The 12,532-nt window shown below is 65.2% G+C and carries 8 protein-coding genes; 3 read left to right on the forward strand and 5 right to left on the reverse strand.

Annotated features, from left to right (window positions below; translation table 11 throughout):
• The first annotated feature begins 100 nt into the window (after positions 1–100).
• The 3 genes from AUR_RS12250 to AUR_RS12260 all read left to right on the forward strand — a co-directional run bounded on the left by AUR_RS12250 (position 101) and on the right by AUR_RS12260 (position 3,852).
• Positions 101–1,822 carry a urocanate hydratase gene (locus tag AUR_RS12250; protein ID WP_062094800.1) on the forward strand — a complete coding sequence of 574 codons (1,722 nt, stop codon included), beginning with the start codon at positions 101–103 and terminating at the stop codon, positions 1,820–1,822.
• Positions 1,823–3,415, forward strand: coding sequence for a histidine ammonia-lyase (hutH, locus tag AUR_RS12255; protein ID WP_062094802.1), 1,593 nt, complete (start codon positions 1,823–1,825; stop codon positions 3,413–3,415).
• A gap of 188 nt (positions 3,416–3,603) precedes the next feature.
• Positions 3,604–3,852: a hypothetical protein gene (locus tag AUR_RS12260; protein WP_021471144.1), complete on the forward strand. Its 249-nt coding sequence runs from the start codon at positions 3,604–3,606 to the stop codon at positions 3,850–3,852.
• A 195-nt stretch (positions 3,853–4,047) separates the two neighbouring features.
• On the opposite strand, the gene AUR_RS12265 is transcribed toward AUR_RS12260, so the two are convergent.
• From AUR_RS12265 to AUR_RS12285, 5 genes are all read right to left on the reverse strand, one after another.
• Positions 4,048–4,269 (reverse strand): hypothetical protein, encoded by a 222-nt coding sequence (locus tag AUR_RS12265; protein WP_021471143.1) that lies wholly within the window; start codon positions 4,267–4,269, stop codon positions 4,048–4,050.
• 103 nt (positions 4,270–4,372) lie between these two features.
• On the reverse strand, positions 4,373–9,295 hold the full coding sequence (locus AUR_RS12270) for an NAD-glutamate dehydrogenase (protein ID WP_062094804.1): 4,923 nt from the start codon (positions 9,293–9,295) through the stop codon (positions 4,373–4,375).
• Between the two features lie 67 nt (positions 9,296–9,362).
• Positions 9,363–9,854 carry a hypothetical protein gene (locus AUR_RS12275; RefSeq protein ID WP_021471141.1) on the reverse strand — a complete coding sequence of 164 codons (492 nt, stop codon included), beginning with the start codon at positions 9,852–9,854 and terminating at the stop codon, positions 9,363–9,365.
• Positions 9,855–9,919: 65 nt separating this feature from the next.
• Positions 9,920–10,867 carry a formimidoylglutamase gene (hutG, locus tag AUR_RS12280; RefSeq protein ID WP_062094806.1) on the reverse strand — a complete coding sequence of 316 codons (948 nt, stop codon included), beginning with the start codon at positions 10,865–10,867 and terminating at the stop codon, positions 9,920–9,922.
• 155 nt (positions 10,868–11,022) lie between these two features.
• A complete protein-coding gene (locus AUR_RS12285) occupies positions 11,023–12,465 on the reverse strand; it encodes an NCS2 family permease (RefSeq protein ID WP_021471139.1) in 1,443 nt (480 codons plus the stop codon).
• Positions 12,466–12,532 lie beyond the last annotated feature (67 nt).

A 12,532-nucleotide genomic window follows, 5' to 3' on the forward strand; every position in this document is an offset into this window, starting at 1 on the left:
CAGCACCCATCCAAAAGCCGTTCCACGAGCGGAACGGAGGGGCTCTACTGGATACAGAAGATCTTTCAATCACAAAGTTCCACCGAGAGAAGGAGCCACCATGGCACCCGCCGATTTCACAACAGGAGCCCGCCCGGTCAAAGCCGCCCGCGGCACGGAGCTCACCGCCAAGTCCTGGCAGACCGAAGCACCGCTGCGCATGCTGATGAACAACCTCGACCCCGAGGTCGCCGAGCGCCCTGACGATCTGGTGGTTTACGGCGGCACCGGCCGGGCCGTCCGTTCCTGGGATGCCTTCGACGCCATCACCCGGACCCTGGAAACCATGGAGAAGGACGAGACCCTTCTGGTCCAGTCCGGCAAGCCGGTGGGCGTGTTCCGCACCAACGAATGGGCGCCGCGCGTGCTGCTGGCCAACTCCAACCTGGTGGGGGACTGGGCAACGTGGCCGGAGTTCCGCCGGCTCGAGGCCGAGGGCCTGACCATGTACGGGCAGATGACTGCCGGTTCATGGATCTACATCGGCACCCAGGGCATCCTGCAGGGCACCTACGAGACCTTTGCCGCCGTCGGACGCAAGCTCGCTGAAGAGGGCCGCGTGGCCGCGGGGGCCGAGTCCGAGGGGCCGCTGGCCGGGACGCTGACCCTGACCGGCGGTTGTGGTGGCATGGGCGGCGCCCAGCCGCTCGCCGTCACGCTGAACGACGGCGCATGCCTGATCGTCGACGTCGACGAGACCCGCCTGCGCCGCCGCGCCGGCAAGCGCTACCTCGACGAGGTGGAAACCGACCTGGACACCGCCATCGCCAAGGTGCTCAAGGCCAAGGAAGAACGCCGCGGCTGGTCCGTGGGCTATGTGGGCAACGCCGCCGAGGTGTTCCCGGAACTGCTCCGCCGCCACAAGGCAGGCGAACTGACGATCGACATCGTCACTGACCAGACCTCCGCCCACGATCCGCTGTCCTACCTGCCCGAGGGCATCACGGTGGAAGAGTGGCACACCGAGGCTGCAGCCGACCCGGAGGGCTTCACCAAGAAAGCCCAGGCCTCCATGGCCCGCCACGTACAGGCCATGGTGGAATTCCAGGACGCCGGGGCCGAGGTCTTCGACTACGGCAACTCCATCCGCGACGAAGCCCGCAAGGGTGGCTACAGCCGGGCCTTCGAGTTCCCCGGATTCGTCCCGGCCTACATCCGGCCGCTGTTCTGCGAAGGCCTTGGCCCGTTCCGCTGGGTGGCGCTCTCCGGAGACCCGGAAGACATCCGCGTCACTGACGAGGCCATCAAGGAACTGTTCCCCGAGAACAAGCACCTGCACAAGTGGATCGACGCCGCCGCCGAGCGCGTGGAGTTCGAAGGCCTCCCGGCCCGCATCTGCTGGCTTGGCTATGGCGAGCGCCATAAGGCCGGCCTGCTCTTCAACAAGCTCGTGGCCGAAGGCAAGGTCAAGGCCCCGATCGTGATCGGCCGCGACCACCTGGGCTCCGGTTCCGTCGCGTCTCCGTACCGCGAGACCGAGGCCATGAGGGACGGCTCGGACGCGATCGCCGACTGGCCGCTCCTGAACGCACTCACCGCGGCGTCCTCGGGCGCCACCTGGGTATCCATCCACCACGGCGGCGGCGTGGGAATCGGTCGCTCCATCCACACCGGCCAGGTCTCCGTGGCCGACGGCACCGAACTTGCTGCGGCAAAGCTGACCGCACTCCTGACCAACGACCCCGGCATGGGCGTCATCCGCCACGCCGACGCAGGCTACGAACGCGCCATTGAGGTAGCCAAGGAACGCGGCGTCCGCATCCCCATGAATGAAGGTAAGTAAATGACTATAACCTCGAACGAACAACTCACGGTGACCCTCGGCTCCAGCGGGGTAACCCCGGAAGACGTCGTCGCCGTCGCACGCCACGGCGCCAAGGTGACCGTGTCCCCGGAGGCCCTGGACACCGTCGCCAAGGTCCGTGCCCACATTGACGGGCTCGCCACCAGCGACGTCCCCGCCTATGGCATCTCCACGGGCTTCGGCGCGCTGGCCAACCGCCACATCCCCAACGACCTCCGCACCCAGTTGCAGAAGTCGCTGATCCGCAGCCACGCTGCCGGCATGGGACCCGCGGTGGAGCGGGAAGTCATCCGCGGCATCATGTTCCTCCGCGCCAAGACCCTCGCGTCCGGCCGGACGGGTGTCCGTCCCGTGGTTCTGCAGACCATGGTGGATGTCCTCAATGCAGGCATCACCCCGGTGGTCCGCGAGTTCGGTTCGTTGGGCTGCTCCGGCGACCTCGCACCGCTGTCCCACTGTGCGCTGGTTCTCATGGGTGAGGGCGAAGCAACAGGGCCCGACGGCGAACTGTACGGCGCCGAGGGCAAGGCACCTGTTGCTGAGCTGCTCGCGCAGCACGGCATCGAGCCGGTCACGCTCGCTGAGAAGGAGGGCCTGGCCCTCGTCAACGGCACCGAGGGCATGCTGGGAATGCTGCTCATGGCCATCGCCGATCTCCGCGTCCTGCTGGCGACGGCCGATGTCACCGCAGCCCTCAGCGTGGAGGCCCTCCTTGGCACTGACCAGGTATTCCTTCCCGAGCTGCACGCAGCCCTGCGTCCCCACCCGGGCCAGGCTGCCAGCGCGGACAACATGCTCCGGGTGCTGTCCAACTCACCGATCGTGGCTTCCCACCGGATCAACGACACCAAGGTTCAGGACGCCTACTCGCTCCGTTGCGCACCGCAGGTTGCCGGAGCAGTCCGCGACACCGTGGACCATGCCGCCTTGGTGGCTTCCCGCGAACTCGCCGCAGCCATCGACAACCCGGTGGTCCTTCCCGACGGCCGTGTAACGTCCAACGGCAACTTCCACGGCGCACCCGTGGCCTACGTGCTGGACTTCCTTGCCATCGCTGTTGCTGACCTCAGCTCCATTGCCGAGCGACGCACGGACCGCATGCTGGATCCGGCCCGTTCCCACGGCCTCCCGGCATTTCTTGCCGCGGATCCGGGCGTGGATTCGGGCCTGATGATTGCCCAGTACACGCAGGCCGGCCTTGTTTCCGACAACAAGCGGCTCGCTGTTCCGGCGTCGGTGGACTCCATACCGAGCTCCGCCATGCAGGAGGATCACGTCTCCATGGGCTGGCACGCGGCGCGGAAGCTGCGCAAGGCCGTGGAGAACCTCCGGCGGGTGCTCGCCGTCGAACTGGTCACCAGCGCACGCGCCCTGGACATCCGGACGCAGCTCTCCGACGGCGAACTCACCCCGGGTCCGGCGGGTACCGCCGTGATCGGGGTGCTTCGGGAAGTGGTGCAGGGGCCGGGCACGGACCGGTTCCTGTCGCCCGAACTGGAAGCGGCTGACCGCCTGGTTGGCTCCGGTGCGGTCCGCGCGGCCGCCGAATCCGCCGTCGGGGTTTTGGCCTGACGTCGAATAAAACGCTCATTTGAGCGGCAAATTTGTCACGCCCCGGAAATTGTTCGCAACGCAACGTCCGGGGCGTGGCAAATGTAGTAATACTTATGGTGTACGTCACGTCCGGCGACAACGGTGTCCCGGGCTTGACGGTCAAGTGAATAACTAACAGAGAACATCCACAAAGGGGTAGAAGTTCAATGAAGGCACGGGGAGCAGTACTTTCCAGAAGAAGCGCACACGCGGCAACGGTTGCCGACTGGAGGCAGCTGAAGGTCGGGGAGCGGGTGGAAGTCATCAAGTACGCCCACGTGATCGCAGCCGGTCTGGTGGAAGAGGTCTCCCTGAGCGGCAACGTGTTGTGGCTCGAGCATTCGGGACCCGGCGTCACCGAAGAGGGCAAGGAACTTTTCATGAAGTCCGACGGCGTGATCCTCCGCCGCGCCTAAGCACCCTCCTTCACCCAAGCGCCCAAGCACCCAACTAGGTCGCATTACCGCGCGTTTTGAACGCTCAAAACGCGCAGTAATGCGACCTGGATGGGTGCCGCTTAACCGACAAACCGGGGCCTGTCCCTTCCGCGGGTAGTAGTGCGGAAGGGACAGGCCCCGGTTGTGTTTCGCTGCGAGCTGCTGAAGAGCGGCTCAGGCAGCGAGGACTTCGTGGGTCTGACCGAAGGGAACGGATTCGTCCAGGGCCACGGTGTAGGTGCCGGGCTCGTGCCGGGTCACCAGGATGCCGCAGTTGGCGTCTGCAGCGGCGCTCTCAATGAGGGCATCCACGGCACGGTCAAGTCCGTCGTGGATTTCGTCTGCCTTCGAAAAGGACAGGCGAATCTCGCGTTCTACTGTCGTAGCAGTGGTCATTTGGGGGCCTCCTCTTACTTGTCGCATGCGAGGGCGACCCGACAATCATAAAACCTTCAAGCCAATTATTTGTAAGATGACTGGCAACCATGTGATCCGTGTCTCATCTCCGGACCATTGCCCGGAGCAGTTTAACGGCCACTGACAGGGCTGCGATATCCATGGGTCCGGGCTTGATCGCCTCTTGGATGGTCTCCTGGATCCGCGTCAGTTGTTCGATGTTTCCGCGCTCCCAGTCCATGATCCGCTCCACGGGGTCATGGGCAGCAGCCGGGGAACGGGGTGTGTGGCGGACAACCGCCCGGGTCATGTCCGCCAGCACGAGGTACATGTCGTCCCGCAGGGCAGCACGCGCAAGGGATTCCCAGTGGGTGTCACGGGGGAGCCGGGTGATGTGCTGCAGCAGACGGATGGCCGAGATCCGCTCGAACACGGCAAAGTACACCTCGGCCACAGCCTCTGCGGGTTCCTGAAGCTCTTCGGCAATCGCCGCGATGTCCAGCAGCCCGTAGCTGACCAGCAACTCGGAGGCACGGAGCCCCAGCTGATGAGGCAGCCCCACGGCGTCCGAGTGGGCAAGAAGGTCCAGCGAAAAGCTCAAGTTGAATCCATGCAGGAAGCGCGTGAAGTTTGACCGCATCAATGCCATGGGGCTTTCCAGTCGGGCAAACGCATCGGCTACGGGCTTGTCGCGGAAGTCGTGGGTGACGTACCAACGCACTGAACGGTCCAGCAGGCGTCGCATGTCCAAAGCGACCGCCGCTCCATGCTCAGTGGGGATGTTCGCTGGAATTGCCGCTATTGCCTCTGTCACCGCATCAAAATCCCAGATCCGGCGCATGACGACGAATCCACGGGCCACTGCCGCAGCGGACACGGTGGTTTCCTCCATGGCCCTGAAGGCGAAGGAAATCCCGCCCACGTTGATCATGTCGTTGGCTACCACCGTGGCCACGATTTCCCGGCGGAGGGGATGGGTGGCAAGGTGCTCGCCGAACCTTTCGGAGAGCTGCTTGGGGAAGTAGGAATGGAGGGTTTGCGAGAACCACGGATCATCGGCCAGTCCACCGTCGGTCAGCTCCCGGGCGAGCTCGATCTTGGCGTAGGCCGCCAGCACTGCCAGTTCCGGGGTGGTCAGGCCCTTGCCCGTAAGGACCCGGGCGCGCAGCTCTTCGTTGGACGGCAGGGATTCCAGTTTCCGGTCCATGTCCGTCACCGATTCCAGCCAGTCCATGGTCCGTTCGAAGCTGGGGCTCCACTCCAGGGCCAGCTGTTTGTCGTTGACCAGGAGGGTGTTCTGGTGGTCGTTGGTTTTCAGGACGAGCCGCCCTACTTCGGTTTGGAGGTCCTGCAGGAACGCCGTGCGTTCGGCCGCGGGCATCCTTCCGGCGGAGATCATGCGGTCAAGGAAGATCTTGATGTTCACCTCGTGGTCCGAGCATTCAACCCCGGCGGAATTGTCGATCGCATCCGTGTTCACGAGGATCCCGGCCAGGGCAGCTTCGATCCTGCCGCGCTGGGTCACGCCAAGGTTCCCGCCCTCGGCGATGATGTGCGTGCGGAGCTGCGTGGCATCCACGCGGATAGCGTCGTTGGACTTGTCTCCCACGTCCGCGTTGGTTTCCGTGGAAGCCTTCACGTAGGTTCCGATCCCGCCGTTGTACACGAGGTCCGCCGGTGCCGTTAGTACGGCGCGCAGAAGCTCCGGCGGGGTCATCGCCGTCGTGTTTTCCTGCAGGCCCAAGGCAACGCGCACTTGTTCGCTGATCCGGATGGACTTTTCCGAGCGGGCGAACACGCCACCGCCGGGGCTCAGTTTGCTGGCATCGTAGTCCGCCCAGGACGAGCGGGGCAGTGTGAAGAGCCTCTCCCGTTCCGCGTAGGAAGCAAGCGGGTCAGGGTTGGGGTCCAGGAAGATGTGCCGGTGGTCGAACGCTGCCACCAGCTTGATGTGGTTGGACAGGAGCATGCCGTTGCCGAAGACGTCACCGCTCATGTCCCCGATCCCCACCACGGTGAAGTCTTCTGCGCGGGAGTCGATCATCAGCTCGCTGAAGTGGTGGCGTACCGATTCCCAGGCGCCCCGGGCGGTGATGCCCATCTGTTTGTGGTCGTAGCCCACCGATCCGCCCGACGCGAAGGCATCACCCAACCAGAAGCCGTACTCCGCTGCTATGGCGTTGGCGAGGTCGGAGAAGGCAGCCGTCCCCTTGTCCGCGGCAACCACAAGGTAGTAGTCGGCGCCGTCGTGCCTCACCACCCGGGGCGGCGGCACGACGCGGCCGGCCGGTCCGCCGTCGGGGTCCGGCACCAGGTTGTCCGTCACGTCCAGCAGGCCACGGATGAAAGTGCGGTAGCTTTCCTGGCCCTCGGCGAGCCACGCGGCCCGGTCTTCTGCCGGGTCCGGGAGCCGTTTGGGGAAGAACCCGCCTTTGGCGCCGGTAGGGACGATCACCGCGTTCTTCACGGTCTGTGCCTTCACCAGTCCCAGGACTTCCGTGCGGAAATCCTCCCGCCGGTCCGACCAGCGCAAACCTCCCCGCGCGATCGCTCCAAAGCGCAAGTGAACGCCCTCGACGCGTGGCGAGTACACCCAGATCTCAAACTTCGGCCGCGGTGCCGGCGCAGCAGGGATACCGGCGGGGCTGACCTTGAAACTGAGGCAGGGCCTGTCCAGGTAGAAGTTGGTCCGCAGGGTGGCCTCCACCAGGCTGGCCAGGGAACGCAACAGCCTGTCGGCATCAAGGACGGGGACGGCGTCGATGGCTTCGGCGAGCCTGGCCCGCGCTGCGTGGACGGCCTGTGTCCGGTGGCTCAGTTCACTGCTGCCCTCTTCAAACACATCCCCGTCGCCCGTGTGCGCACCCGGGTCCGGTTCGAACAGGTCAGCCGCGATCAGGTCCGGGTTGAATTTGGCTTCGAACAGTTCCAACAGCGCGCGGGTTGCCGCCGGGTTGGTCCGGAGGGTCTCCGCCATGAAGCTGTACGAATTGGCACTGCCCAATTGCCGCAAATACTTGGCATAGGCCCGCAGCACGGCAACATGCCGCCAACCCAGGCCCTCCCGAATGACCAACGCATCAAAGGCGTCCGACTCCGAGTCCCCGCGCATCGCCGCCTGGAACGCCACGGCGAGCAAATGACCCGTTGCGACGGGATCCACGCCCCGCGGGTACTTCAAGCCCAGGTCGTAGAGGAAGAACTGCCTTCCATCGGCCCGCTGGACATCGAACGGCCGTTGGTCCAGCACTTGGAGACCCAGATTGTGGAACAACGGGAGGATCTGGGTGAGGCTCTTGGGCCGGGTCAGGTAAAGGCGCACGCGGGCGTCCTCAGCCAGGACTGCGGTGCCCGGACGGGTGTACACGGACAAGATGGGGTCCTGTTCATCCTCGCCGGGAAGGAAACTCTCAAACCGCGCGATGTCCGCTACCGCGTCCTCCACTTCATAGTCCGCTTTGTAGCTGGCTGGAAAAGCAGCGGCCCACAGCCCGGAAAGCCGGCCGGCCTCCTCCCGCGGGTAGGCGGCCTGAAGCGCCTCGTCCAGACCTTGGGCCCAGGAACGCGTGGCGGCAATGATGCGCTGCTCCAGCGCGGCGGAATCGACGACGGCGGATGGCGCCTCGTGCGGGCCGGCGCCAGGTGGGGGTGTGCCGGCGTCTGCTCTGTGCTGGCTGGATCCTGACGGCGCCGCCGGGAGCAGGATCCGGAAGAAGACCCTGGCCATTGCGGATTCGCCCAAGCGCAACTCGAACTCGATGTCATCCGAGCCGAACGCTTCACGCAGTTCCCGTTCGATGTTCAGGCGAACGGCTGTGTTGTAACGACGGCGCGGTAGGAACACCAAAGCAGTCATGAACCGGCCGAACGAATCGGGACGAAGGAACAGCCGGGTGCTGTGCAGCTCCTGCAAGCGGAGAATGTCCCGGGCGTGCAGGGCCAACTGCGATGCCTCTATGTGGAACAGCTCGTCCCGTGGGTAGGCGTCCATCACGGCCAGGAGTTCCTTGCCGTGATGCGATGAGGCCGGGTAGCCCAAAGTCCGCAACGCCTCGGACACGGTGTCCCGGATGACAGGGATGTCCAGCACCGGGTGGGCCGAGGAGCTGGGAGAGAACAAGCCCACGAAGGTGTGTTCCCGGGCGGCGGGCGTCCTTACCGTTACTTCGTCGAGGTAGGCATGACGGAGGACCGTGGAACGTTTGGTGGACTTGGTGAGCGTTAGGAGTGGGCCCTGCACCGTGGTGGGACTGTTGGGGTCTCCGGGCTCGCGCAGGATCCCCAGGCCGCCGCTCTGCCCGATTGAAGCGCCGGAGCCGGCGGCGCGGGAGGTCGATCCGCCGGAGCCGCCGGCCCGGTAGCCCAGGAAGACGAAGTTTCCCGCGTCCAACCATCGCAACAGCTGCTGTGCTTCACGGGAATCCTTCACTGCATCTTCGCCCGAGCCTGTGCCGGCTTCCAGCTCCGCGAGTGTCTGCTCCAAACCTGCGTGCATGGCGTCGGCATCTTCCGCGGCGGCCTGCACATCCTTCAACACGGCATGTATCCGGGCAATCAGGAGTTCGGTGCCGTCCTCGTCCGCCAAGCGCGGGATGTCCAGCGCCATCCACGCTTCGGTGCGGTCGCCGTCGTCGTGCGTTGCCGGGGAAGGCGCCACCCCGGTGGGCAATCCCGTGCGGTGCGGACCGCTGCGGATTCGGGTGAGCCGGTGCGTTGCAGGGTCCCGTTCGACGCGGAACACCGGGTGGACCAAGAGCCGGATGGACGAGGTGTCCCGGGCAATCTCGGCCGTGACGGAGGGGAGAAGGTACGGCAGGTCATCCGCGACGATCGCCACCACGCTGGAATCGGTCTCGTGGAGGATGCCTACCAGGGCCTGCCCAGGCTCGCGGCGCTCGGCCAGTGTCCGATGGTAGCGGGCCCGCTCAAGGAGTGTCTCCGGAGTGTAATTGCGGACGTCGTCGTCCGATACGTGTTCGTAGTAGTCGGTCAGGAACCCATCGGCCGGCTCATTCCCGGGTGCCATGCTTTCATGATCGCCCTAAACCCCGCGAGATGACACTTAATGGCAATGTTTGGGCCGGACATTGCCATTAAATGCCATCTCGAGTTGCGGGACGACGTACGGGCCTGTGACCCAGCTTCGCCACGCCTGCGCCAATCAGCAACGTGAGAATGGCCGCGGCGGCGTGGGTGTAGAGCATCAGGTCCGCCCCGTGGACGGCGCCGCCACCGGACACTGCGGCAGGGAGGTCCGCGGGGATCTGCCCCGTGCCGTGCAGGTGGTCCAGGGAACCGAGGCCGGGAAAGGAACCACCCAAGGCATCGAAGCCGAAGAACAGCACTTGCTGCGCCGCCCCGGAGATGAGCAGCAGCAAGATGGGTCCGTGGATCCAGTGTGTGATCAGCTGGGCCGCCAAGGCAGACAAAGCCACGAATCCCAGCAGGATGGGGATGGCCGGGGCGCTTCCACCGGAAACAACGTGGGCGCCCAGACCCAGGGCAACGGCCACCGGTCCGGCCACCCAGGACCACTTATTCCGGACAGTGCCCTTTCGCGGAACATCCACAGGAGTCGTGCTCATCGCCATCCTTCCCTCCACAAGGCTATGGGGATGATGTGCCCAGCAAAAGGGTTAGCCAAACACAGTTAGGCCAGCAGCGTGTTCACCAACCGAGCAGCCACCTTGGCGGTACGCCCGTCAATGTCGAACTCAGGATTCAATTCCGCCACATCAAGATGCACAAGCTTCCCGCTGGCGGCCACTTGCTTGCAGACGGCGCTGATCACCGGCAGCGGCACTCCGTACGCGGCCGGAGCGCTGACGCCGGGCGCCACCGCTGCGGGCATCACATCAAGGTCGATCGTCAAGTAAAGGACGTCGATGCCTGCCAGGAAATCGGCCACGAACGTCTCCACGACCTCCGGCGCGCACCCCTCGTCCAATAGATACTTCACGCCCAGCCGCTCCGCTGTGTCGAACAGGGTCCGCGTGTTGTTGGGTTCGGAAATACCGACGACGGCGTACTGCAGTTCCCGGCCAGCGGCGGCTTCCTCCTGGGCCATCTGGAGGAACGGCGTTCCCGAGCTCGGGACGGGCTCGTCGCGCAGGTCAAAGTGGGCGTCAAGGTTCAGCACACCCAGCCGTTTGCCGCGCAGGACTTCGGAGCCGGCCACCCCCAGGTAGCTGGCGAACGCGGTTTCGTGGCCCCCGCCAAGCACAACGGTGAGGTTGCCGGCGTCGAGCAGTCCGGAGATGGCACGTCCGGCGCGTGCCTGGCCGTCCTCCAGCTGGTCGCCCTCCACCACCACGTCACCGGCGTCGAACACCTCCCGGTCCAGGTGGAACGCCAGCGGACCAAGCGCCGCACGGATCGCGGCCGGAGCCGCGGCAGCACCCACCCGCCCCTTGTTGCGGCGAACCCCTGCGTCGCTGCAGAAGCCCAGTACGACGGCGGAGCGCACGCCGGCAGCGGCGGTCCGGGCAGCGTGGGGAGCCACAGCTTGCCACCACCGGCGGTGCTCGGGGCCGTCGCCGTCGAAGCGGCCGGTCCACGCGGTGGGGGTGACGTCTACGGCGGGGGCGCTGGTTTCCATGGTTTAAGCACACCGGACCCGGACTGCCAATGCCAGCAGTTCCGGGTCCGGACTGTCTGAAATTCCGGATCATGGTCCCCGGAGACGCCGCGAGATGGCATTTGATGACAATGTTTGCGCCGAACATTGTCATCAAATGCCATCTCGGCGAGGAGTTACTTCACCCCGAGCAGTTCCTCCACGGTGCCGATGCCGAAGAACAGCAGGAATGCGGCAGCCACAGCCCACATCAAGGGGTGTACCTCGCGGGCGCGGCCCTGGAACGTGCGGATCAGGACGTAGGAGATGAAGCCTGCGCCGAGGCCGTTGGCGATCGAGTAGGTGAACGGCATGAGGGCGATGGTCAGGAACGCCGGGATGCCGACGCCCCAGTCCTGCCAGTCGATCTTGCCCACCTGCGAAACCATCATGAAGCCCACCACAACAAGGGCGGGCGCAACGGCTTCGAAGGGAACCAGGTTGATCAACGGCGTAAAGAACATGGCCACCAGGAACAGGACACCGGTGACGATCGAGGCCAGGCCGGTCCGGGCGCCTTCGCCAATGCCGGCGCCGGATTCGACGAAGATCTGGTTGGAGGACACCGAAGCTCCGCCACCCACAATCGCGCCGAGCGCATCAACCTGGAGAACGCGGTCCACATTGGGGATGTTGCCGTGCTCATCCACGGTTCCGGCCTCATTGGCCAGGCCCACCATGGTGCCCATGGCGTCGAAGAAGATGCTGAGCAGGATCACGAAGGCCAGCAGGGCGGCACCGATGAAGCCAAGGTGTTCGAAGGCGCCAAAGGGGTTGGCCTTGCCGATCAGGGAAAGGTCCGGAGCGCCCCACTCGGACACTTTGGGCGCCACGAGCGACCAGCCACGGGGGTTGATGGTGGTGCCGTCGTTGCTCGGGCCGATATGCAGGGTGAATTCAAGGATCGCAGCCAGCGCGGTGGAGACGATGATGCCGATCAGGATGGCACCGCGTACCTTGCGCACCACCAGCGCGATGGTGAGGACCAGGCCGACCGCGAACACCAGCGTCGGCCAGCCCAGGAGTTTGCCGTCCACGCCCAGGCCCAGCGGAACGGTGGTTCCGGCGGCGTCGGGGATGCGGCGCACGAAGCCGGCGTTGACCAGGCCGATCAGCGCAATGAAGAGACCGATGCCCACCACGATCGCGGTCTTGAGCGCCTCGGGGACGGCCTTGAAGACCGCGGTCCGGAACCCGGTGAGGACAAGGATCAGCATGGTCAGGCCGGAGAGGACCACCAGGCCCATCATGTCCGGCCATGTCAGGCCCGGGTGCGAGGCGACGGTGACGGCCACGAACGCGTTGACGCCCAGGCCTGTGGCTACGGCAAAGGGATGCTTGGCCCAAGCACCCATGAGGATGGTCAGGATGCCTGCCACGAAGGCCGTGGTGGCGGCGACGGCCGTGAAGCCCAGCGATGCCCCGCTCGAGTCAGCCCCCGACAGTATGAGGGGGTTCAGGACCACGATGTAGCTCATGGCAAAGAAGGTCGCGAAGCCGCCACGGATTTCCCGCGAATACGTGGATCCACGTTCGGAGATCTTGAAGTAGCGGTCGATTGCAGAACCCTGTTTAAGCATGGATGTCTCCGGGGATCGTGTGAGTGTGCTCTCAAATCCTATGCCCGCCCGTGCGGGGAGGCCTGAC

Origin of the sequence: Paenarthrobacter ureafaciens (genome assembly GCF_004028095.1) — a bacterium.
In the GTDB taxonomy this organism is placed as follows: domain Bacteria; phylum Actinomycetota; class Actinomycetes; order Actinomycetales; family Micrococcaceae; genus Arthrobacter; species Arthrobacter ureafaciens.